This window comes from Corynebacterium minutissimum, from assembly GCF_000805675.1.
Classification (GTDB): domain Bacteria; phylum Actinomycetota; class Actinomycetes; order Mycobacteriales; family Mycobacteriaceae; genus Corynebacterium; species Corynebacterium minutissimum.
On record NZ_JSEF01000008.1, the window covers coordinates 66,346 to 89,441 of the forward strand.

The window sequence follows — 23,096 nt, forward strand, 5'->3', positions numbered from 1 at the left end:
GGGCCTGAAAGAACCGGGCAACTTTCGTCAGATAGGTCAGTGCGCGCGGGGTGACAACGCACTCGTATGGAGTAGATGCCGTGCAAGCAAAACGGCAATCACACAGAGCACCGCAGTCAGGGCCACAGCGATGGCATAACGCATAGGTGAGAGCGCAATCAAGGGCCAAGCCGGGAAGGCAAGGAGCCAGAGGCCGGTTTCTGCCAAGACATCGCCGCCTAACGTGATGGAGACGATCGTGCCTACGATGGTGAGGGCGATAGCACTCACAATGCCGAGGCGAATCATCAGAATGAGTGACACAGCCGCGATGACAAAGCCCACCCCAACTGAAAGGGGGAATGCCGAAATCTGGGCAGTGACATCGCTACCTGCGAGTGCACTGGCCAGGTAAGCGGCAGCGCATACCGCCACGATGATGCACAGGAACCAGAGGAGAATCCCGGATGCGCCGAACCGTGTTTCCATATGTACCAACGGCCATGATCCAGCTACACGGGGCCAAACGAGGACCGGCAAGATACCTGTGCCGACCGGTAGCAGAAAGAAGTGAAAGAAGCCTTCGACGTAGTTAGCGGGATAAAGCAGTGCTACGAAACCGAGCGTGAAAACGCTGAGCAACAGGCAAGAGAACACCGCTGGGCTAAAAGCCGCATGGTGCAGCCCCAACAATGTGGACCACGGCGAGGACTGCGCTGCGGCACGGGAATGCTCCGTTGGTTTCCATGGTTGGGCTTCTTCCACGGTGGCATTAGTTCGCGTCACCGTAGACTGTGTGAAGGCGAAACGCAGCGGGAATACTGGCCGGTATCGACGCGGCGTGTAGACCGCGGCTAATGACCCAAGCACGGCGAGGATGACACACAATATGAGAGCTGGAAATGGACTGCTGGTCAATAGTGGGTCGTTTGGCTCAAGGGGCACCGAGTTCTGATGAATACGCAGTGCGGGCAGAAGAAGCCGTTGCGGCCATGCTGGTAGAAAGGCCCACCACCTGCCTGTTTCGACAGTGCTCGGAAGAATGCTGACAAGCTGCCACAGAACCGCTGCCACGAGTGCTAATGCGAAGCCCAGTCGACGGGTACAGGCCGCGGAAAGTCCGGCAATGCCAAGCGCGCCAAGGAAGGAGCAGAGCCCAGCTACGAGGATAAGTTCATGATTCTCGCGCCCCTGGGCAGCGACAACGAACCAGGAAACACCAAAGTTCAGAATATGGAAGACCGCAAGGCTGACAATGACGACGATAAAGCGGGCAGCATTCTCGAGACGCGGGTTGAGGTTTCTCCATTGCGTTCCGCCGCTGCGAGTGATGGTCTCGCGGCGTTCTGGAATGGCAGCGAACAGCCCAATAAGAGGGGCATACATTCCGGTAACAAACAAGGACTGCCAAGCCAAGACGCCCGTGGCATCAGTGTGTGCTGAGGCCATTGATGAGAAAATGATTGTCATGATGACCAGCGGTAGTGCCAGCAAAGGCAACCACTGTAAGGTACTTCCGCGGCTGCGTAGTAGTTCTGCAGAAAGGTAACTCGGGCGAGGTGCTGTGGTGTGCTTAGTCACGTGATTCCCCTTCCCGAGAGATAGATGCTTGGGAGGCACGGCTCGGTGACGTGAGCCGGAAGAATTCCTCTTCCAACTGGCCACGGGGTGCTAGCTCGTGTAGGGAACCGGAATATCGAATCGTGCCCTCGGCCAAGACCGTGATGTCATGTGCAAGATGCAGAACTTCACCAAGCTGGTGGGAGCTGACGATAACGGTGTGCCCAGCCGCGGCCAGTTGCTGTAGCAGCTTTCGCAATTCCATGATGCCTTGGGGATCGAGGCCATTCTGAGGCTCATCAAGGACAAGAATCTCTGGATCACCGAGGAGTGCTTGTGCCAAAGCCAAGCGTGCTTTCATACCGGTGGAAAAGGATTTCGCCTTCTTGGCGCCAACGCCGCGGAGCCCAGCGATGGAGAGGACGCGGTCAATCTCAGAGTCAGGAAGCCCCAGCAGCCGGGCATGAACACGAAGATTTGCCTCGGCGGACAGATGGCCATAAAAAGCCGGTCCGTTGACTGAAGCACCAATCTGGCGAAGCACATCGCGTGTCCATGGTTGGCCAGCCACGCTCATGGAGCCAGAGTCAGCCGGCACGAGGCCTAAAAGAATGGAAAAGAGTGTTGATTTTCCTGCCCCGTTGCGTCCGAGGAGCGCATGCACGCGGCCAGGAGTGATACGGAAAGAGAGGCCATCGAGGACTCGTTGCTGACCAAAAGTCTTCGTGATGTTCTCAAAAGAGATGTCGCAATTCATAGGTTGCAGTATCGCCGGGGTGCACCATAAAGTAATCCGACTGCAAGATGGTTTTCAGCGGGGAGATCTCCTACCGTGGTAGGAGATTAGGCAACCCCAGCGCGTTGGGCTAAGAGAACGAGGGCCACGCGGTCGCGTGCGGCGAGCTTCGACATGAGCGCGGAGACATGTGTTTTTACCGTGGTTTCCGCGATGACCATGTCGGAGGCTATCTCCGCATTCGTAGCACCACGGGCTAGCAATGAGAGTACTTCCATTTCGCGCCGCGTTACCAGGCTGAGTCCTTGGCGTTCCTGGGCGCTGAGGCTATCGTGCGTGAGCGCGGAGCGATAGGCCTCGAGCACAGGGCCGGTAACCTCGGCGGCCAATACCGATTCCCCCTGCGCCACATCGCGCACGGCGGTCACGAGAACCTCTGGGTCGGCATCCTTCAATAGGAAGCCGTTGGCACCAGTGGAGATGGACTGCGCTACGAGCTCTTCATCGTTAAAGGTGGTGAGCATGATGATGCGGCACTCTGGCTTTCGCTCGAGTATGGCTTGAGCCGCCGAAATGCCGTCCATGCCGGGCATGCGAATGTCGAGGATAGCCACATCGATGTGGTGAGCGAGTGCAGATTTTACGGCTTCCGCTCCCGAGGTAGCGGTAGCCGTTACTTCGATGTCTTCTTGCGCAGTGAGGATAGTAGACAGTGCTGAGAGCAGCATTGCTTGATCATCGGCCAACAAGACGCGGATTCTAGAGCTGCTGTGCGGCATTTTTGGTGTCCTTCATGGGTATTTGTGCGTGCAGGTTAAAGACATGAGCATCGCCGGAATAGTCGAGGCGACCGCCAAGGGAACGAGCACGTTCTCCTATCCCCACTAGGCCTACGCCGCTGCCCGAAACGTTGCTCGGTGAGGGGTGTTGATTGGTGGAGGTGAGGGTGAGCGAGGGGGCGTCGTCAAGCGCAAGCTCAACCGTGACATGCGTGCCGACGCCCTGATGGCGCAGGGCATTCGTCAATCCCTCCGTGATGATGCGCACCAGTGCCATCTGAACCAACGACGGTACGGCAAATGAAGCGGGGAGGTTTGCATCGATCTTCAGCCCTGCAACGCGGAAGCCTTCGAGGATTCCCTCGATGTGCTCGAGTTGTTGAGCAGGCTCCAGCGACGTGGGACCAGGCGAGCGTAAAGCAGCGACAATTCCCCGAACCTCGCCCAATGCGGAATCTGCGTTCTCCCGGATTGACAGAAGTGCGTCCTCAGCCGCGCCGGAATCCGATGTCGCTGCAACGATGCCCGCATTAGCCTGAACCTTAATCAGGGTGAGGGAATGGGCGAGGACATCGTGTAGCTCCCGTGCAATGAGGAGGCGTTCTTCTTCTTGTGCCTGGTGGAAGCGCTCGCGGGCCAGTGTCTCTCGTTGGCGATCACGGTCGAAATAGCGGGCAGCAATGAAGTATGTGCTTCCCAGTACCGCCCAGTGAGTCACAACCATAGCGAGGAAGTGGGTGTCCACCTCATAGCGGAGAAGATAGGATTCAACATCGATCCGCCACATGAAGGGGGAGATGAAGGTTCCGAGCGCGGTGATGAGGAGGATCGCCCGAGGAAGTAGCCTGTGGTTTATGTACCGCGAGGTGGTGTACACGGCCATCGGGGCGGTCAACGCCCAAGGCGGCAAGCCGCTATTAGCAGGAAGCTGGCTCATCCACGTGACTGCCCAGGCTGAAAGAAGAACTAAAAAGCCTGCCGCACTTAGGACTGGCTTCGAGCGCCACACGAGGAAGAACGGTATGAACAGCAGGGACAAGAGAGCTTCGATAACCTCTACTGTTCCGGCGGAGGAAGCCGCCAAGGCACAATAAAAGGCCGCTACGAGCCCCGCGACTCCTGAGAGTAGTGCGTCCCCCAAACGCACCGAGGTCAGGAAGGCGCGCGCGGTGCGGGAAAAGCTCATAGACGGCCATGGTAGTACATGCAGAGAGTACTACTTCTTCTTTTTGTCCTTCTTTGACTTGTTTTTCTTGCCCTGCTTCTTGCCGTCACCGTTGACCTTGGCACGCTCCAAGTCGGCAGCGACATCCGGAACGTAGGCAAAGTCGTTGCGCGGCGGGCGGACGTATTCGGCTTCGAGCTCAGGTCGGTTCGGGATCTCAGGTACGTCCTGCTCCACGTGCTGGTAGGGAACCGTCTTGAGGATGTGGTTGATCACGTTGATTCGTGAGCGCTTCTTGTCCTCAGACTCCACGGTGTACCACGGCGCGGAGGGGGTATCCGTGTGAACGAACATTTCATCCTTGGCCCGGGAGTAGTCCTCCCACCGAGTGATGGACTGCAAGTCCATGGGGGAGAGCTTCCAACGGCGCAGCGGGTCGTTGCGGCGAGACTTAAAGCGCGCGATCTGTTCTTCATCGGACACCGAGAACCAGTACTTCAGCAGGATAATGCCATCCTCGATGAGCATGTGCTCGAGCTGCGGTGCCTGGTGGAGGAAGCGCACGTACTCCTGCTGGGTGCAAAAGCCCATGACGCGTTCTACACCGGCGCGGTTGTACCAGGAACGGTCGAAGATGACGATCTCACCTGCTGTGGGCAGCTTTTCAATGTAGCGCTGGAAGTACCACTGGCCAGATTCACGGTCGGTGGGCTTGGGCAGTGCCTCAATTCGGCAGGTACGCGGATTGAGGTACTGCGTAATACGCTTGATAGCGGAGCCCTTACCAGCGGCATCGCGGCCTTCCATGATGATGACCACGCGGGCGCCGGTCTCAACCACCCATTGCTGCATTTCGACGAGCTCAGCTTGGAGGCGCTTGAGCTCGTCCTCATAAGCTTGCTTGTCGAGCTTCGGAGGTTTGGAGGGAGACTTCTTTGTTGAACTCATACCCTCAAATATACCCTTTAGCTGGGAAAATGCCTAAACGCGGGGAGTTTAGTCGACCTCGTGCTCGAGCACCGCGCCAGTGGCAGCGTCGACATCGTACTCATACTCCTGGCCGTTGGACGTGAACTCAATTTCCCAGTGCGGGCCCTTGCCATTGTCACCGTCATCGAGTTCAACTTCCTTGTCCGTGACGGTGCTGGCGTCCATACCGGCATGGGCATAAGCGGCAGCCAAGGCATCGTCACCGGTGAGTGAATCAGCGGATTCTGCCTGCTGGTCGTCGGTCTTGTCATCACGGTCATCGTCGTCCTGCTCGACCACTGTCGTCGCCAGCGTTTCGGTGACGGTCTCCATCGGGGGAGGAGTCGTTGCAGGAGCTGGGTCTGCCTCCTTGTCTGAAGAACAGGCGACCAGTGCTGCAGATGCAGACAAGGCAATGCTGGTGGCGATGACACGGGAGAGAAGAGTCATAAAAAGGCTCATCCTTAAGGGTCGGGGAAATATGCTTCCCTACAGTAGCGATACGTCGAGTAGCTCGCAGAATTAGTAAAAGGTCTAGCCCGAAGTGCAGGTGCATCCCTCACCACAGTTGTTGGTGGGCGGTTCCCCAAAACGCGTGGTGTTCTCGATCGAGCCCAGACCGTCGATGCTGATGCGGGTGACGGAACCATCGCCAAGCATTGCGTCCGCACCGCGCGCATAACCTACGCCTTCCGGTGTGCCAGTGGCAATGACATCACCGGGGTTGAGCGGGTACAAGGATGAACAAAAGGCAATGAGCTCGGCCACGGAGAAGATAAGGTCATCGGTGTTGTCGTCTTGGCGGACGTCGCCATCGACAGTCGTGGTGAGCTGCGCGCCACGCCCCGGTGCCCATTCATCGGCAGTGGTGAGCCACGGCCCGAAGCCGGCAGTGCGGTAGAAAGACTTGCCGGCGTGAAATTGCGAGGTGGCGCGCTGATAATCGCGCAACGTGTAGTCATTCATGATGGCATAGCCCGCCACGTGGTTCAGAGCCTCCGCCACGGACACGCGGTGTGCGCGAGTCCCTATCACCACGGCGAGTTCGCCTTCGTAATCCAGCTTCTTCGTGGCAAAGTCGGGCACATACACATCGTCGTAGGGGCCAGTGAGTGCCTCCGGAAACTTGATGAATAGCGTGGGCTGGGTAGGAAGCTCGCGGCCCATTTCCCGGGCATGCTTGGCGTAGTTGACGCCCACACAGATGATCTTGCCCGGGTTCGGAATGACGGGGGCAAGGTCGGCGGTGTCAAAAACGACGGGCTCTCCTGACAGCTGTGCCGCCTTGCGCCAGTCCGGGCTAGCGAGCAGGGCGCCGACGTCCTCGTAGTCCAACTCCGTGCCCACATTCGGGCCGTCGATGCGAATAGCGCAGGTACCGAAACTGGTGCGGAGAGTAGCGAGCTTCATAGCCGCTAGTCTAACGCGCGGAGAATCTCATCCACCGCGTCGGCGCACATGATGGGAACCTCCTGGGCCTCCTGCTTGCTCCACGGCTTGAGCACGAAGGCGGCAGGATCCATGCGTCCAGGCGGGCGCCCAATTCCTACGGAAAGGCGCTGGTAGTCCTTCGTGCCCAAAGATTTCGTCGTGGAACGCAGACCATTGTGGCCATGGTCCCCGCCGCCGAGGCGCAACTTGATCTGGCCAAAGTCCAGCTCAAGTTCATCGTGTACCACAATGATGCGTGCAGGGGAGACGTTGAAGTATTGCGCGAGGGCCTTGATGGGCCCGCCGGAGAGATTCATGAAGCTGCGCGGCTTGGCGACGATCACCTTGGTGTCCCCACGCCGTGCCTCGGCAATATCCGTGTTCGTCTTCTTGTGAACAGAAAAAGAAGCGAAGAGCTCGTGGGCCAGTTCATCAGCCACGTCAAAACCGATGTTATGGCGGGTACCGGCGTACTTCGGACCGGGGTTGCCCAGCCCCACGACGAGGAAAGAAGAAGTAGTCACGCTGCCTATTCTAAACAGCGCGTGGGCGAAAACGGCGAACCGCGCCTGCCTCCCACAAGCAGGGAAGCGGGCGCGGTGCGCTAGCTAGGCGAGGGGATGGAGGATTTACTCCTCGTCCTTCTTCTCCTCGGAAGCCTCAGCGCCTTCCTCGGAGTCGGCGCCAGCCTCAGCGCCGCCTTCCTCAGCAGCCTCAGCGGCAGCCTCGACGTCCTCATCAACCTCCGGCTCGGAGATGGAGACGATGACGGTGTCTTCCTCGGCCACGAGGGTGGTGCCCTCCGGCAGGGTGATGTCGCCAGCGGTGACCACGGTGCCATCCTCGAGACCCTCGATGGACACGGCGATCTCTTCCGGAATGTTGAGTACGTCGGACTCGACGAGGAGGACGTCGGCATCCTGGATGAACATGAGGCCCGGGGCCGGCTCGCCCTCGATGGTGAGCGGAACCTCAACCTCAACCTTCTCGCCACGCTTAATGGAGAGCAGGTCGATGTGGTCGATGTCGAAGGTCAGGACGTTCTGGTCGATGTGCTTGACCATGACCAGGTGCTGCTCGCCCTCGAGCTCCAGCTCGAACACAGCGTTGACACCGTTGGCACGGATCAGAGCGGTCAGCTCGAGGCGGTCGACCGAGAAGTGCAGAACGTCAACGGCGTGGCCGTAGACAACACCCGGAACGCGGCCGGCTACGCGCAGGCGACGGGCAAAGCCCTTGCCAAATTCAGAGCGGACTTCACCTTTGAGTACGGGGCGCTCAGAAGCCATAAGTAAATCTCCTTAAAGTATCGTTGTGCGGCAAGGTCTGATGAAGGACCGTATAGATACGACAAAAGCCTGCCGATGGACGTCTTGGACGAGTCATCGCAGGCTTAATTCTAGATTCACTGCTTAACTTGTGCTATCGCGTCGATAACGGATTTCTCCCTCGCCGAGACGCACAAGATTTTAACAGCAGCGCTGTCGTCGAACCAAATTTAGTGGGTTTCGAAGAGCGTGGTAACGGAACCGTTCTCGAAAATCTCATGAATGGTGCGCGCCAGTAGTGGGGCAATGGACAGCACCGTGAGGTTGTCCCAGCCCTCGGTGGACTGCGGCAGGGTGTCGGTGGTGATGACTTCCTCAGCGCCGCACTGCGAGAGGCGCTCGCGGGCCGGATCGGAGAAGACACCGTGGGTGCAGGCGATGATGACGGACTTAGCGCCAGCTTCCTTGAGGACGCGAACCGCGCCGGCGATGGTGCCGCCGGTGTCAATCATGTCGTCGAGAAGCACGCAGTCCTTGCCCTCCACGTCACCGACAACACGGTTGGACACCGTCTTGTTGGCCTCGGTGTTAGAACGGGTCTTGTGGACGAAGGACAGTGGGGCGTCACCTAGCTCGTGGGCCCACTTCTCTGCCACCTTGACGCGGCCGGCATCGGGGGAAACCACTGCGAGGTTATCCAGCGAGTAGTTCTTCTTGATGTGGTCCGTCAAGATCGGCATGGCGTGCATGTGATCGACCGGGCCGTCGAAGAAGCCCTGGATCTGGTCAGTGTGCAGGTCCACGGACACAATGCGGTCAGCGCCAGCAGCAGCCAGCAGGTCAGCAACGAGGCGAGCGGAAATGGGCTCGCGGCCAAGGTGCTTCTTGTCCTGGCGGGCATAAGGGTAGAACGGCAGGATGGCGGTGATGCGCTTGGCGGAACCGCGTTTGAGCGCATCAATCATGATGAGCTGCTCCACGAGCCACTTGTTGAGCGGTTGGGAGTGGGACTGCATCACGAAACAGTCGGCACCACGTACCGACTCCTCGAAGCGGATGAAGATTTCGCCGTTGGCGAAGTCGCGGGCGGTGGTCGGAACCAGTTCAGTCTTGAGCTCCTTGGCCACAGCTTCTGCCAACGCCGGGTGCGCACGCCCGGTGAAGAGCTTCATGTTCTTGCTGCTGCCGGTAACCTTGCCAGTCATCAGAAAATATCCCTTTACGTGTTGTTAGTTAGTGGTCTGGTCATCAGCCGGAGCGTCCTGAGCCTGTGCCGCGGCCTCAGCCGCTGGCGTGCCCGGGCGCTTCTTCTGGACCCAGCCCTCGATGTTGCGCTGCTTGCCGCCGGAGACGGCGAGTGCTCCTGGGGGAACGTCGTCCTTAATCACTGTACCCGCCCCAGAGTAGGCACCGTCACCCACGGTGACAGGAGCGATAAACATGGTGTCGGAGCCCGTACGTACGTGGCTGCCGATGGTGGTGTGGTGCTTATTGACTCCGTCGTAGTTCACGAAGACAGAGGAGGCGCCGATGTTGGAGTAGTCACCGACGGTGGCATCACCGATGTAGGTGAGGTGCGGGACCTTGGTGCCACGACCGATCTGTGCCTTCTTGGCCTCTACGAAGCCGCCCAGCTTGCCCTCCTGGCCCACGATGACACCGGGGCGGATGTAGGTGAAGGGGCCAACCGTGGCGTCTGTACCAATAACGGAGTCAAAGCCGTGCGTGCGCACGACACTTGCGCCGGCACCAACCTGCATGTTTGTCAGGGTGGTATCGGGGCCCACTTCGGCGCCATCGGCGATGGTGGTTGCGCCCCACAGCTGGGTGTTGGGGTGGATGGTGACATCCTGGCCAATGGTGACGTTTACCCCAATCCAGGTGGTTTCCGGGTCAACGATGGTGGTGCCGCCACGCATGGCCTTTTCCACCATGCGGCGGTTGAGCAGGCGGCCAGCCGCAGCCAGCTGTACGCGGTCGTTGACACCAGAAAGCTCATCGGGGTCAGCAGCCACGTGAGCACCAACGCGGTGGCCAGCCTCGCGGGCAATCTCCAGCACGTCGGTGATGTAGAGCTCGCCCTGGGCGTTGTCAGAGTTGAGCTTGGTGAGGGCGTCGCGCAGCACGGCGCCATCAAACGCGAACACTCCAGAGTTCACCTCGCGCACCGCGCGCTGTTCCTCGGAGGCATCCTTCTGTTCCACGATGGCGGTCACGGAGTCATCCTCAGCGCGCAGGACACGGCCGTAGCCGGTTGGATCCTCCAGGGTCATGGACAGTACAGTCACGGCATTGCTTTGGCTGGTGTGGCTCTCATGCAGCTCGCGGAGGGTTTCCGGGCACAGGAGCGGAACGTCACCGTTGGTGACGATAACGGTGCCGGTGAAATCCGGCAGGGCACTCAGACCACACTGCACAGCATGGCCGGTACCATTCTGTTCTTCCTGGACGGCCTGGGATACCTCGCAGTCAAGCTCCTCCGCAATGGAATCGACGGCGGGGGAGACCTGGTCTCGCTGGTGGCCTACGACGACCACAAGGTGCTCCGGGTGTACCCCGGCTGCAGCATGGAGTGCATGGCCGAGCAGTGACCGCCCGCCAATCTCATGCAAAGTCTTCTGGGTTGAGGATTTCATGCGGGTGCCCGCGCCGGCAGCAAGGACGATGGCGGCGCAGTCGGTTGTTTCAGCCACGAGTGTGTGCGTCTCCTGTGTTTGGGGTGTCAGGACTTACTGCGATTCATCATAACGCGCCCGCGCTACTTTCCGTCAGAAACCTCCGGAAGAGCGCGCGCCCGCCACGCACCGAGCAGACCAACGATAGCTAGGAAGAGGATAGCCGCGGACGGTCCCGCCAGCGCAATGACGGCTGAGATGCCACCGACGATGAGGAGAATGACACCCATCATCGTGTTCGCAGCACCGACGTAGCGGGTGCGCTTGTCCTCGCCAGCCATGTCCACAACATACGTCTTACGGGCCACGCGAATACCGGCGTGCGCCAGGTTTACCAGGAAGAATCCGATGGGTAGAGCCCACGCGCTTATCGACGCCGGCGCCCACGCCGCGCAGGCCACAATCGCCAGCAGAATCACCGCGGCACATCCCGCGGACCAGGACATGACCAGTCGGGAAGACTTATCTGAGAGGACACCCGATACGCGCCCACCCACCAGGCTGGCTAAACCGGAGGCGAGGACGAAGCCACCGAGTCCGCTTAGTGCTTGGGAGCCGACGCTGTGGGAGAGCACGACAATAAAGGACGTCGACAACGCTGAAACCAACAGCAGTGCACGGACGTTGACGAAGCTGCGGAAGCGGGCGTCCTGGGTGTAGAGCTGCCACGTGTCCTTCCACCAGCTGGTGTTCATGCCCTGCTGGGCGGTGTTGTCTGGCACGGGTTCCTCAATGGTGCGAAAGACCGCTGCGGCCATAAACCACGTGGCCGCACCAATGGCCAAGAGAACGGCGAGCCCCCAGCGCGGTAGCTCACCCAGGAAGGCCAGGATTCCACCCGTGATGAGCGTGACTGCACCACCTAGCTGCGTTGCGCGGCCGGTGACTAGACCGCGGCTGCCCTTCGAAATGGTGCGGCCCTGGACGTCTTTGCCGGTGAGGGAACACAGTGCACGCAGAAGCGCGAGCACAGCCAGGGCGAGGCAGACGACGAGGCCGAGGAGGGGGCCGTCGAGAAGCACGGCGGCCGCCGCAATGATCGCTGCACACACGCCTTGGCCCACTGAGCCCAGCAGCCATAGGCGCTTGCGTGCTGGATGCGAGGTGACCCACGGAGTAAGCGCGGCCTGCGGAAGCATCGAGCCGGACTCCCGCAACGGCACGAGGAGACCAGTGAAAAATCCCGGTACACCAGCAGCGCTAAAGAGCCAGGGCAGGACGGTCTTACCAGACAGGAGCTGATCACCCACGCCCTGGAGGCCGTTAGACCACACAAACTTCCGGGCATTGGCGGATTCTTTCGCGGGGAGAGACATGACTGTGATCTTATGCCCGGCCAGGCCAATACGAAGGTTAAGGTGTGCCTGACCACCTATCCTGGGATGCATGCCTGTCTCTGTGTCTCGTCGCGTCTTTGTCCAGGGAACTGTCCTTACCATCGCTGGTGCCTCCGTCGCCGGGCTTAGTGCCTGCTCCACGTCGTCTGACCAACCCGCGCCGCTCGGCTACGACGGCGAACCCCGCGCACTTCCCATCCCGCCCGTAGAAGAGGGCACGATGGAAGGCGACACCCGAGTCATCAAGCTCACGGCCCAAGACGGCCACTCGGAGGTACTTCCCGGAAAGGACCGCACGCGCACGTGGGGCTTCAATGGGCCCTTCTTGGGGCCGACGTTGCGTGCCCACCGTGGGGATAAAATCCGTGCCGAAATCACCAATGACCTCATTGAGATGACCACCGTGCACTGGCACGGCATGCAGCTTCCGGCGTACTCCGATGGCGGCCCACACTCGCCGATTCAGGTCGGTGACACGTGGAAGCCGGAATGGGACATCATCCAACCTGCTGCCACGGTGTGGTACCACCCGCACCCGCACCTGGCGACGGCCACGCATGCCTACCGCGGTTTGGCAGGAATGTTCATCATTGACGATGACGTCTCTGACGGCCTCGACTTGCCGCACGAGTATGGCGTGGACGATATCCCCGTGGTCATCATGGATGCCAAGTTCACCGAGGATGACCAGTTCGATGAGAAAAGCGACAACACCCTGGGCCTTTTGGGCACGACGCCCCTAGTCAACGGTATTACTAACGCCCGCTTTGAGGCCACGACGCGCCGGGTTCGACTGCGCCTGCTCAACGGTGCCTCCATGCGCTTTTACACGCTGGAGGTAGGGGAAAAGCCCTTCCACGTGATTGCGACGGACGCCGGGCTTCTCGACGCCCCCGTCGAAGTCGACTCCCTCCTCCTCGGCCCCGGCGAGCGTGCCGAGGTCATCGTGGACCTGGAGCCCGGCAAGGATATCCAGCTGCGCTCGGTTCCCCGCAAGGACAACTTTGGTGTGCCTACTGACGATAACGCCGCTGACTTCGGCTTCCGGGATTCCTTCGATCTGCTCACCATTGTCGGTCCCGAAGAGTCCGCTCCGGAACCGGCGGCGCTGCCAGCTACGCTCGATCCCGCTGCGGGGGAGACCCCATCCACCGCGGGCCTGACGGAGCGCGAGTTCATCCTTAACACCTTCATGATCAACGGTGAGCAGATGGACATGGCCCGCGTCGATACCGTCATCGACGAGGACGCACGAGAACTGTGGACCGTCACCAACGAAAATTCCGACTGGCCGCACAACTTCCACATCCACAACGCCCGCTTCAAAGTCGTGGACTGGGACGGCGATGAGAAGATGAAAGTCTTCAATTCCGGGTGGAAGGACATTGTCAACCTCCCGCCGAAGGCCACCGCCCGCCTGCTGGTGGAGTTTGGCCACTTCCCGGACAAGACCATCCCGTACATGTACCACTGCCACATGCTCCTGCATGAGGACCAAGGCATGATGGGGCAGTACGTCATTGTGGACAAAGGCGAGAAACCCGACGTGCGCGTGAAACCGGGCGCACTTGTCTTTGACAAGGACGCTGCCGGCCACGCTGGGCACGCCAGCCAGGTCGTGGACTCTTCGCGCAGCCCCTATGCGTCGCCGGAGGCTACGTCCTAGCGCCCCATTTTCTTTCACGCGGCACGGCCTGCCCGCTGCAGGCTGTGGCGAGGGGTCTCCACGAGATTGTCGTTGGTATCGGTTTGTGCTCGGTGTTTTTCAGGTGTGTGCGCTGTTATCAGAAGGGCAACCCTAAAAGCCGAACCACGCTGGTCACGAAAAACCGATGATTCACGGTCAGGATCAGCGACCAGCGTGAGTCGCCTTTCATCTCTGACTAAATAGGAAAGCCATCATCAGGCTTCTCGCCTTACGCTAGGGTCGGTATGTGTGATTCAGGACATCGACCCGCTCATCCAATCCCTGTACCAAGTCTTTGACCTCATCGGAGTGGTACTCAACGGCATCATCGGCGGCACGATTGCGCGCCGCAGGGAATTCGACATCATTGGTTTTGTCTTCCTCGCGCTCTTTTCGGCGCTGGCGGGCGGCATGATTCGTGACATGCTCATTGCTAGTGGCCCAGCCGCGGCGATCTCCGATCCGCTGTATCTCACGCTCGCGTGGGTAGGCGCTCTCATTGCGTTCTTGATTGACTTGAAGGGCAAGGCTTGGGAAATTTTCCGTGAGCACGCGGATGCTGTCATTTTGGGAGTGTGGTGCACGACCGGCTGTGTGAAGGCACTGGCGTATGGAATGCCTTTTATCGCCTGCGTTTTCTTAGGTGTCCTGACCGCAGTAGGCGGTGGCATGGTGCGCGATGTTGCCTCCGGAATGATTCCTTCAGTCTTTGGCGGAAGCCCGCTCTATGCAGTGCCAGCAGTGCTTACCGGAATAGTGATGGCGTCTTTCGCGCACTTCGACAAGTTTGCCCTCGGCATGATTATTTCGCCCTTTGTTGGATGCGGCTTGGCCATCCTAGCCTACTGGCGTGGATGGGTACTTCCGCGAGCCGGGATAGCTCCTCTCAACTACACCGCCGCACAGGTGGCGACGATTGCGAAAAAGGCTGAGCTGAAGGGCTTTCGCCGTGGCCGTAGAAAACACAAAAAGCTTCCCCACCAGGACTCGAACCTAGAATGACGGTACCAAAAACCGTAGTGTTGCCGATTACACCATGGGGAAACAGCGCGCACGTTATGAGCGCTGGAGGACATGTTACCTGACGGGGTCCGAGAGTCCTAAACACATGCCAGCTTTAGCCGGGAGTGCGGGTCATGTCCGGCGGGGGAGATAGAGTAGGGGCATGGTTCGACAAAGGATGACCGGCCGTGAACGCCGTGAACAGTTGATTTCCATTGGCCGGGCGGCCTTCGCGGAGCTTGGCTTCGATGGCGCCAGCGTAGAGGAGATCGCCGCGCGCGCAGGTGTGTCCAAGCCGGTGGTGTACGAGCACTTCGGTGGCAAGGAAGGCCTTTACGCAGTGGTCATTGACCGTGAGCTGGTGGCCTTGGAAAAGGTGGTCACTGAGTCCTTGCAAGAAGGCTCCTGGCGTGAGCGTATTGAGCGCGGCGTGGTGGCGCTGTTGACCTATGTGGACGAGGAGACTGATGGCTTCCTCATCCTGGTGCGTGATTCCAAGCCGGGCGATGAGCGGAGTTTCTCCACGCTGCTGAACACCGCAGTGAATCAGATTGCCCACATTTTGGGAGAGGCCTTTGAACACCGTGGGCTCGACCCCGAGCTTGCTGTGCTCTACGGCCAGGCGTTGGTGGGCATGGTGGCGACCACGGCCCAATGGTGGTTGGATGAGCGCGAGCCTTCCCGCGAGACGGTTGCCGCGCACATCGTGAACTTGTGCTGGAATGGCTTGGCCGGAATGGAAGCTGCACCGAAGTTGAAGGGAGATGAGTAGGTGGCAACTCCGATGCTGGGAGGACTGCTCAAGGTAGCCGCCTCCGATCCCAAACTCAAAGGCCTTGCCGCCCAGGTAGGTACGCAATCTCTACATATCACGGGCATCGATCAGGCCCGGCCCTGGGCCATCGGCACCTTGGCCCACCATGCGCCCGTCCTTGTTGTGGCAGCGTCGGGACGCGAGGCCGAGGATCTCAGTGCGGAGCTCACCGCGTTGCTAGGAGACAAGGTTGCCTATTTCCCCGCGTGGGAAACGCTGCCTCATGAGCGGCTCTCGCCGGCCCCGGATATCGTCGGCAAGCGCGCCCAAGTCCTCGACCTAGTTGGTGCGGGCAAGGCCCAAGTCGTGGTGACCTCAGCGCGCGGATACTGCCAGCCCATCCTCAGTAAGGTGGAGGGCCGTGCGCCGATTTTCCTCAAAGAAGAGGAAGAACACGAGTTCTCAACTATCGTCTCTGAACTGGAGTTTCGCGCGTATAGGCACGTAGACATGGTGGCGAAGCGCGGAGAGTACGCGACGCGTGGCGGCATCCTCGATATTTTTCCCACGACGTCCGACTATCCGGTACGTGTCGAGTTTTGGGGCGATGAGATTACGGATATCCGCCAGTTCTCCGTAGCGGACCAGCGAGCTATTCAGGAGATTGAGGTCGGGGAAGTTGCCATCTACCCTGCGCGCGAGCTTCCCATCACCAATGAGGTGGCCGCACGGGCTCGCGACCTAGCGCAAAAGTTTGGCGGCAATGCGGCACTGGCTGAGCTGCTTACAAAGGTCGGTGAACACATCCCGGCTGAAGGTATGGAGGCGCTGTTGGCCGTGCTTGCCGACGCCCCCTTTGTCACCCTCCCCGAACTCCTCCCGACCGGAACACACGTGCTCCTCGTGGCACCGGAGAAGATCCGTACTCGTATCGCAGACTTGGAATCCACTGACGCCGAGTTCCTGGCTGCCGGCTGGGAAGCCGCTGCCATGGGTGCAGATGGCCCGTTGGCTGCGGAGGGACTGGACACGGAGGCGTCGAGTTATCGCTCCTATGAGTCCTTGGAGGCCACGTGCGCGCAGATTGAGGCTCCCCTGTGGACCTTTGCGCCCCCAGGTATGTTTGCCGCTGCGGAATCGGAGACCTTGCCGCTCGACTATGAACCTGGCCCCACACCGCGTGGCGATATTGAGCAGATCGATGCCATGATGGCGCAGCTGTTGGCCCACACCACCGCGGGCGGGCGGGCAGCTTTCATCGCTCCTGCCCAGGGCGCTATCAAGCGCATGGTGGAGCGTTTTGCAGAGAAGGGGATTCCCACCAAGGTCGCTACTCCTGGATGGGAGCCTAGCCCCGGTGAAGTCACGCTCTATCAAGCACTGAGCCATGCTGGCCTGGTTTTCCCCAAGGTACGCAAGCTTAAGGACGCTGAAGCGCTTCCGCTCGTCGTGGTCACAGAAACGGACCTGACGGGTAACCGCGTGGGCGATATTGCGGGCGCGAAACGTCGCCCAGCAAAGCGTCGCAACCGCGTCGATCCGCTGGCACTTAAGCAGGGCGACTACGTGGTGCATGAAACACATGGCATCGGCAAATTCCTCAAGATGGCCGAGCGCACCATCCAGACCGGTGACGAGACCTCGCGCCGCGAGTACATCGTTCTCGAATATGCCGCCTCCAAGCGTGGTCAGCCCGCCGACCAGCTGTGGGTTCCCATGGACTCGCTGGACCTGCTGAGCAAGTACACCGGTGGTGAGGCACCAACGCTGTCTAAAATGGGCGGCTCGGATTGGAAGAACACCAAGAAGAAGGCGCGCGCTGCCGTCCGCGAAATCGCTGGTGAGCTGGTAGAGCTCTACGCCAAGCGCCAAGCCGCACCCGGTCACCAATTTGGGCCCGATACTCCTTGGCAGGCGGAGATGGAGGATAACTTCCCCTTCGTCGAAACCGAAGACCAGATGCTGGCTATTGATGCCGTCAAGGAAGACATGGAATCCTCAGTGCCGATGGACCGCGTCGTCGTCGGTGACGTGGGTTATGGCAAGACTGAGGTGGCGGTGCGCGCTGCCTTCAAGGCGGTACAAGACGGCAAGCAGGTCGCAGTGCTCGTACCTACCACGCTGCTGGCGCAGCAGCACGCCGATACGTTCCGTGAGCGCATGCAAGGATTCCCCGTAGACATCGAGGTGCTCTCGCGCTTTACCTCGGCCAAGGAATCCAAGGAGATCCTGGCTGGCTTGGCGGATGGTTCCGTGGACATCGTCATCGGTACTCACCGCCTGCTGCAGACAGGCGTGCAGTGGAAGAACTTAGGCCTCATCGTGGTGGATGAGGAGCAGCGCTTCGGCGTGGAGCACAAGGAACACATCAAGGCGCTCAAGGCGAGTGTGGACGTCCTCACCATGTCCGCAACTCCGATTCCCCGTACCTTGGAGATGTCCATGGCGGGTATCCGCGAGATGTCCACCATCTTGACGCCACCGGAGGACCGCCATCCGGTCTTGACCTATGTGGGGGCCTACGAAGATAAGCAGGTTGCAGCTGCAATCCGCCGCGAGTTACTGCGTGACGGTCAGGTCTTCTTCATCCACAACAAGGTTGCGGACATTGAGAAAAAAGCCCGTGAACTGCGTGATCTCGTGCCAGAAGCCCGCATCGTGGTGGCCCACGGCCAGATGAACGAGGAAGTTCTCGAGCAGACCGTCCAAGGCTTCTGGGATCGCGAGTTCGACGTACTGGTTTGTACCACCATCGTGGAAACAGGCCTAGACATCGCTAATGCGAATACCCTCATCGTGGAAAACGCCCACCACATGGGTCTGTCCCAGCTGCACCAGCTGCGCGGGCGCGTGGGCCGCTCCCGTGAGCGTGGCTACGCCTATTTCCTCTACCCGAAGGGCGCCACGCTCACAGAAACTTCCTACGACCGCCTGGCCACCATTGCCCAGAACAACGACCTCGGCGCCGGTATGGCCGTGGCCATGAAGGACCTGGAGATGCGAGGAGCCGGCAACGTGCTCGGCGCTGAGCAATCCGGCCACATCGCTGGCGTGGGCTTTGATCTCTACGTCCGCCTCGTGGGCGAGGCTGTGGAGACCTTCAAGGCGCTTGCTAGGGGAGAGGCCCCTATCGTTACGGACGAGGGGCCGAAGGAGATCCGTATCGACTTGCCTGTCGACGCCCACATTCCAGAAAGCTACATCAACTCCGAACGCCTGCGCCTCGAGGTCTACCGCAAACTCGCAGCCTCCAAGGACAATGCGGACCTCCAGAACACTGTGGAGGAGATGGAGGATCGCTACGGTCCTGTCCCGGAGCCGGTGCAACGCCTTCTGGCTGTGGCCCGCTTGCGCCACCAGGCGCGCCGGGCTGGTGTCGCCGACATCACCGTGCAGGGAACACGCATCAAGGTCCACCCGGTGGAGCTCACGGATTCCAAGCAGGTGCGCCTCAAGCGCCTCTTCCCAGGCTCAAACTACCGTGCGGCCGCCAAGGCCATCCAGCTCAACTTCCCCAAGGCCGGGCGCAACGTCACGGACCCCAAGCTGCGTGACGTTGAACTTCTCCAGTGGATGGCAGATTTCCTAGCATCGATGTTTGAACTCGAGCGAGTCGACGTCAGCGGTGCTAAGACGAAGAAGAACGTCATTAGCGTAGGAGAAAAGTAGTGGATGCCACCAACAGCCCTAGTGTGAAGCCGCGCTCTAACTCACGAATAGCTCTGTTGGTGGTGTGGATTGTCGCGGCGCTGGTGAGCATTCCTGTGGTGTTGGCGCTGAAGTTTGTGAGCGGGAATGCAGGCTGGTACGCCGTCATGCTGATGTTGGGTGGGGTGGTGCCCCTAGGAGTGTGGATGCTCATCGGCTTTCTCCCGCTGTTTATTCTCAGGGACTACGACAGCAACCTGGCGTGGGCATGGACCGGGCTAGCCATGGTTTTCACCGGATTTATCATCGGCTGCGCCAATCTTCCGGATTTTGGCGATATTGGCCCTAGCGCTGTCCCCGCTTGGTGGTTCGGCAACGAGGACGCAGCCACGATTACCGGCATGCTATTTCTCGGCATCAGTGCTGTTGGCCACGTGCTGTGGCTAGTGAGCTGCATTGTTTATGCGGTGAAATCTCACCGCCAACAGCCGCCGGTGTTTTAGAGAACGAGCTTGCCGGTGCTCAATCCCCACACGGCAGCAATGGCGCCGATAATCACGATCGCCACCACACACCACTCGAAGGTATTGAACACGCGCTCCTTCTTGTACAAGCGGGTAGCCACGTACGGGATCATGCTTGGAACAACGGCAAGCGCGCCGAGGAGTACGTAGACCGGATCGGCAGCGTAGATGAGCCACAGGGAGTAGATGAAGGCAACGAGGCCGATGAAGAAGTGACGGCGATTATCGCGGCGTCCTACCTCAGGCCCGGAAAGATCGAACTTCACACCAGCATGTGGGTGGGTAAGCCCCTTTCCGCGCACGGTGAGAAGAACCAAGTACAGCGAGGAGAAAATGTAGGGCAGCAGGTACATGATGGTGGCCAGCTGCACCATGGCGTTATACGAGGTTTCGTTGAGGAAGAAGACGATGACAAAGAGCTGAATCGCCAAAGTAGAAATCAGCTGCGCGACCCACGGCGCGCCGGCAACGTTGACGGTGCCAATCTTGCGGGGGATGAGGCCGTCGACAGCCATGAGAACAATCGGCTCCGCGCACAGCATCTGCCAGGACACATACGCGCCCAGCACGGACAGGCATAGGCCCAGGGAGACGAGCGCGCCGCCCCATGGTCCCACCGCAGCGGTGAGGACGGAGGCCATGGAGTTATCCGGCAGTGCTGCCAGCTCCTCCTGAGTAAGCACGCCGAAACTCAAGGTGGAGACGGACACCAGAAGTGCCAGAACGCTGACAAAGCCAATCACTGTCGCGCGGCCGACGTCCTTGCGGGTACGGGCTTGCTTGGAGTACACCGAAGCGCCCTCTACACCGATAAAGACCCACACGGTAAAGAGCATGATGCCCTGTACCTGCTCAAAGACGGACTTATCGGAGCGCTCGCCCCAGAAGTCCAGAGTGAACTTATCCCAGCTAAAGCCCACGAAGACCAGGATGACGATAAAGGCAAGGATAGGCACAATCTTGGCCACCGAGGTCACCATGTTCATGATGGCTGCTTGCTTAATACCGCGGGCCAGAACGGCGAAGATGCCCCATGACAACAGCGACACCGCGATGGCGGAGACCCACTGATGGTCCGCATCGAAGAAGGGCACGTAGTGGCCGATGGTGTTGAAGAATAGGGTGGCGTAGCCTACCTGCGCCATCACGGAACCTAGCCAGTAGCCCCAGCCAGATGTAAAGCCAATGAAGTCACCCAAGCCGGCGCGGACGTAGGAGTACACACCGGAGTCGAGGTGTGGCTTGCGGTGAGCAAGAATCTGGAACACGAAAGCTACAGAGAGCATGCCGATGCCCGCGATGAGCCAACCCAGCAGCATGGCGCCGGGTCCGGCCACGGAGGCAATGTTTTGCGGCAGAGAGAAGATGCCGGCGCCCACCGTGGAACCGATGATGAGCGCAACGAGCGTCCACAGCGTCACGGAGTGCGTGCGCGGCGATTCGGTGAGTGATGAAGAGGTCATTGGTCAAAAGTACCCCTTATGGCGGGTTTATGCGCAACTGTGGCGATTATCCATTCAGGTCGAGCTCTATACTCGGTGCTTATGACTGTCCTGTTGCTCGATCCGCGTTGGCCCACAATGATCCCCATGGAAGCCCATGGAAAGCTGTTTGGACCTGCTGCTTTTACCGATGAAGTGCCGGTAAAGGTGCGCTGGAACTTCGACGAGCTACTGTGCGGTGAGGATCCAGAAGGCAAAGGTGTGCTGGTAAGCACGAATGCGTCTGACCCCGAGGTGCGGGCGCTTCTCGACGCCTCCCATGACCTCATCCTCGCCCCTTCCCTCGACGACCCTCTGTGGCAGGCGCGGGAGGTCATGTCGAGGGCTCGCAGCATCGGTGAGTGGGAGCGCGATCAAACCCATGACACCTTATTGCCCTACCTGGCTGAAGAATCCGCAGAGTTTGCTGACGCGGTGAGGGAAGGCGCGTCTGACGCTGAGCTTCTCAAAGAACTAGGAGACGTTTTTCTCCAAGTTCTTTTTCACGCAGAGATTGCCGCGCGAAGAGGTGCTTTCACCTTGGATGATGTCGCAGCGTCCTTTGTGACAAAAATGCGCTCCCGCGCGCCCTACCTGTTTGACGGTACAGAGGACGTCGTTGGGGTAGAGGAGCAGGAGCGCCTGTGGGCTGAGGGGAAAGCCCGCGAGAACCGTTAAGTGAGCTTCTAGCTCTGCTTCAGAACGGAGGACAGCAGCGGGGCGTAGTCCGCAATCTTGGAGGACAGGCCAGTGCCACCGGTGACGAGGGTGTCTTCCTTAACGATCTTGCACTCGAGGGCGCGGTCAGCGGTCTGGCCGGCGTACTTCACAGCGACGAGCGCCAGCGGGCCGAGGTCCTCGGAAGCGCCGAGGGCGGTGAGATTCTTGGACAGCTGGTTGCGGGTGGTGTTTTCAGTGAGCAGATCGCCCTCGGTGGTCTTATCAATGAGGGTCAGGGTGTTGCGCAGGGTGTCGCAGTCAGCGGTCTGGATGCCCTGGGACAGGAAGCCGCCGAGCTCCTCGAGGGAAGCAGCGGATGCGGTGGCAGGAACAGCAGCACCGAGGGTGACAACAGCGGCAGCGGTGGCGGCAATACGGCGGATGGACATGGATCTCCTTGAATTGTGAATAGAGAACAGCACTTTTCCCGGCTCGGCGAGCCGTTCAATGGCGTAGTGTAGCGCACAATGTTACGCATGGGAACACTGTGACATAATTTTTACCGTTCTGTGTCGTTCCGGGCTGACCGTAAAGGTGCGCTGTAGTATCCCTGCCTATGACCAAGGGGCTGAGGAGAATCGGGGGCTGCGGCCTCGGTATCGTCTTGGCCATCATTCTTATTATTTCCCTCGTGGGCTGGAGTTTGTCCTTTCTGGACAAACCTTCGCCCTTCCGTCAGCTCGAGCCTGTTCCCCAAGACTTGCCGCCTATTGGCGGGGCAGAGGTGCCAGCGATTGATGTTGAGGCGCCTGGGCGCACATCCGATAAATTGACGTGGTGGTCGGACCAGCTGAAGGACTCCACGAGCATCCCCGAACAGGCCTTGCGCGCCTATGGCAACGCCGAACTTATTGCGAAGACGGCTTGGCCTAACTGTCACCTGCGCTGGAACACCCTTGCTGGCATCGGTTGGGTAGAAACCCGCCATGGCACGTATAACGGCAATGTGTTTCATCGGTCTTCTCTGGATGAGAATGGCTATCCTGACCCACCCATTGTGGGCATTCCTCTGGATGGGACTAACAACACCACGCTGGTACCGGACAGTGATGGTGGGGCGATTGATGGCGATGTCGAGTTTGATCGCGCGGTAGGCCCCATGCAGTTCATCGCCTCCTCGTGGAATCATCTGGGGCGTGATGCCAACGGCGATGGCGTGGCAGACCCCAATCAAATCGACGACGCCGCCCTCGGTGCCGCCGCCCTGTTGTGTCATGGTGATCGGGACCTTGCTACCCCGGAAGGGTGGCGCTCGGCGATTCTCAACTACAACCAATCCGAGGATTATTTGCGTAAAGTGGCGGGTGCTGCCAATTCTTACGCGATCGAGCAGCCGGCAACCTCCTAGATCTTTGTCACGTTGTCCGGTTATGCCCGACAT

The 23,096-nt window shown here is 59.7% G+C and carries 21 protein-coding genes; 7 read left to right on the forward strand and 14 right to left on the reverse strand.

Annotation, left to right across the window (positions count from 1 at the left end):
* Positions 1 to 36: 36 nt before the first annotated feature.
* From NX84_RS05385 to NX84_RS05440, 12 genes are all read right to left on the reverse strand, one after another.
* Positions 37 to 1,560 (reverse strand): ABC-2 family transporter permease, encoded by a 1,524-nt coding sequence (locus tag NX84_RS05385; RefSeq protein ID WP_039674610.1) that lies wholly within the window; start codon positions 1,558 to 1,560, stop codon positions 37 to 39.
* Positions 1,553 to 2,296, reverse strand: a complete 744-nt coding sequence (locus NX84_RS05390) for an ATP-binding cassette domain-containing protein (protein WP_039674612.1) — start codon at positions 2,294 to 2,296, stop codon at positions 1,553 to 1,555. Before NX84_RS05390 ends, NX84_RS05385 begins: the two co-directional genes overlap by 8 nt.
* Before the next feature lie 86 nt (positions 2,297 to 2,382).
* A complete protein-coding gene (locus tag NX84_RS05395) occupies positions 2,383 to 3,054 on the reverse strand; it encodes a response regulator (protein ID WP_039674614.1) in 672 nt (223 codons plus the stop codon).
* Positions 3,035 to 4,240: a sensor histidine kinase gene (locus NX84_RS05400; protein WP_039674616.1), complete on the reverse strand. Its 1,206-nt coding sequence runs from the start codon at positions 4,238 to 4,240 to the stop codon at positions 3,035 to 3,037. The genes NX84_RS05395 and NX84_RS05400 overlap by 20 nt, the downstream gene beginning before the upstream one ends.
* Before the next feature lie 30 nt (positions 4,241 to 4,270).
* A complete protein-coding gene (gene ppk2, locus NX84_RS05405) occupies positions 4,271 to 5,167 on the reverse strand; it encodes a polyphosphate kinase 2 (protein ID WP_039674619.1) in 897 nt (298 codons plus the stop codon).
* 48 nt (positions 5,168 to 5,215) lie between these two features.
* The gene (locus NX84_RS05410; RefSeq protein ID WP_231913691.1) at positions 5,216 to 5,638 is read right to left on the reverse strand and encodes a PepSY domain-containing protein; all 423 of its coding nucleotides are present in this window, start codon (positions 5,636 to 5,638) and stop codon (positions 5,216 to 5,218) included.
* 84 nt (positions 5,639 to 5,722) lie between these two features.
* Positions 5,723 to 6,598: a fumarylacetoacetate hydrolase family protein gene (locus NX84_RS05415; protein ID WP_039674621.1), complete on the reverse strand. Its 876-nt coding sequence runs from the start codon at positions 6,596 to 6,598 to the stop codon at positions 5,723 to 5,725.
* A gap of 5 nt (positions 6,599 to 6,603) precedes the next feature.
* Positions 6,604 to 7,143, reverse strand: coding sequence for an aminoacyl-tRNA hydrolase (pth, locus tag NX84_RS05420; protein ID WP_111689397.1), 540 nt, complete (start codon positions 7,141 to 7,143; stop codon positions 6,604 to 6,606).
* Positions 7,144 to 7,248: 105 nt separating this feature from the next.
* Positions 7,249 to 7,908 (reverse strand): 50S ribosomal protein L25/general stress protein Ctc, encoded by a 660-nt coding sequence (locus NX84_RS05425; protein ID WP_039674625.1) that lies wholly within the window; start codon positions 7,906 to 7,908, stop codon positions 7,249 to 7,251.
* A 209-nt stretch (positions 7,909 to 8,117) separates the two neighbouring features.
* Positions 8,118 to 9,092: a ribose-phosphate diphosphokinase gene (locus NX84_RS05430; RefSeq protein ID WP_039674627.1), complete on the reverse strand. Its 975-nt coding sequence runs from the start codon at positions 9,090 to 9,092 to the stop codon at positions 8,118 to 8,120.
* Positions 9,093 to 9,116: 24 nt separating this feature from the next.
* On the reverse strand, positions 9,117 to 10,580 hold the full coding sequence (gene glmU / locus NX84_RS05435) for a bifunctional UDP-N-acetylglucosamine diphosphorylase/glucosamine-1-phosphate N-acetyltransferase GlmU (RefSeq protein ID WP_039674629.1): 1,464 nt from the start codon (positions 10,578 to 10,580) through the stop codon (positions 9,117 to 9,119).
* A 65-nt stretch (positions 10,581 to 10,645) separates the two neighbouring features.
* On the reverse strand, positions 10,646 to 11,878 hold the full coding sequence (locus tag NX84_RS05440; RefSeq protein ID WP_039674631.1) for an MFS transporter: 1,233 nt from the start codon (positions 11,876 to 11,878) through the stop codon (positions 10,646 to 10,648).
* Positions 11,879 to 11,948: 70 nt separating this feature from the next.
* Here NX84_RS05440 and NX84_RS05445 point away from each other — a divergent pair, with 70 nt between their 5' ends.
* The 5 genes from NX84_RS05445 (at position 11,949) to NX84_RS05465 (ending at position 19,493) form a co-directional block, all read left to right on the forward strand.
* Positions 11,949 to 13,565, forward strand: a complete 1,617-nt coding sequence (locus NX84_RS05445) for a multicopper oxidase family protein (RefSeq protein WP_039674633.1) — start codon at positions 11,949 to 11,951, stop codon at positions 13,563 to 13,565.
* 273 nt (positions 13,566 to 13,838) lie between these two features.
* Positions 13,839 to 14,588, forward strand: coding sequence for a trimeric intracellular cation channel family protein (locus NX84_RS05450; protein WP_231913918.1), 750 nt, complete (start codon positions 13,839 to 13,841; stop codon positions 14,586 to 14,588).
* Between the two features lie 163 nt (positions 14,589 to 14,751).
* Positions 14,752 to 15,360, forward strand: a complete 609-nt coding sequence (locus NX84_RS05455) for a TetR/AcrR family transcriptional regulator (RefSeq protein ID WP_039674638.1) — start codon at positions 14,752 to 14,754, stop codon at positions 15,358 to 15,360.
* Positions 15,361 to 15,372: 12 nt separating this feature from the next.
* The gene (gene mfd / locus NX84_RS05460) at positions 15,373 to 19,011 is read left to right on the forward strand and encodes a transcription-repair coupling factor (protein WP_039674640.1); all 3,639 of its coding nucleotides are present in this window, start codon (positions 15,373 to 15,375) and stop codon (positions 19,009 to 19,011) included.
* Positions 19,011 to 19,493: a hypothetical protein gene (locus NX84_RS05465; RefSeq protein ID WP_039674642.1), complete on the forward strand. Its 483-nt coding sequence runs from the start codon at positions 19,011 to 19,013 to the stop codon at positions 19,491 to 19,493. Before mfd ends, NX84_RS05465 begins: the two co-directional genes overlap by 1 nt.
* Here NX84_RS05465 and NX84_RS05470 read toward each other — a convergent pair.
* Complete coding sequence (locus NX84_RS05470; RefSeq protein ID WP_039674644.1) at positions 19,490 to 20,977, reverse strand: amino acid permease; 1,488 nt, start codon at positions 20,975 to 20,977, stop codon at positions 19,490 to 19,492. The two genes, NX84_RS05465 and NX84_RS05470, sit on opposite strands and share 4 nt — an antisense overlap.
* An 81-nt stretch (positions 20,978 to 21,058) precedes the next feature.
* On the opposite strand from NX84_RS05470, the gene NX84_RS05475 reads away from it, so the two are divergent.
* The gene (locus tag NX84_RS05475; RefSeq protein ID WP_039674686.1) at positions 21,059 to 21,673 is read left to right on the forward strand and encodes a MazG nucleotide pyrophosphohydrolase domain-containing protein; all 615 of its coding nucleotides are present in this window, start codon (positions 21,059 to 21,061) and stop codon (positions 21,671 to 21,673) included.
* A gap of 8 nt (positions 21,674 to 21,681) precedes the next feature.
* Here the strand turns inward: NX84_RS05475 and NX84_RS05480 are convergent, their stop codons facing one another.
* Positions 21,682 to 22,104 (reverse strand): hypothetical protein, encoded by a 423-nt coding sequence (locus tag NX84_RS05480; RefSeq protein WP_039674646.1) that lies wholly within the window; start codon positions 22,102 to 22,104, stop codon positions 21,682 to 21,684.
* A 167-nt stretch (positions 22,105 to 22,271) separates the two neighbouring features.
* Between NX84_RS05480 and NX84_RS05485 the strand changes: the two genes are divergently transcribed.
* Positions 22,272 to 23,063 (forward strand): lysozyme family protein, encoded by a 792-nt coding sequence (locus NX84_RS05485; RefSeq protein ID WP_039674648.1) that lies wholly within the window; start codon positions 22,272 to 22,274, stop codon positions 23,061 to 23,063.
* Positions 23,064 to 23,096: the final 33 nt, after the last annotated feature.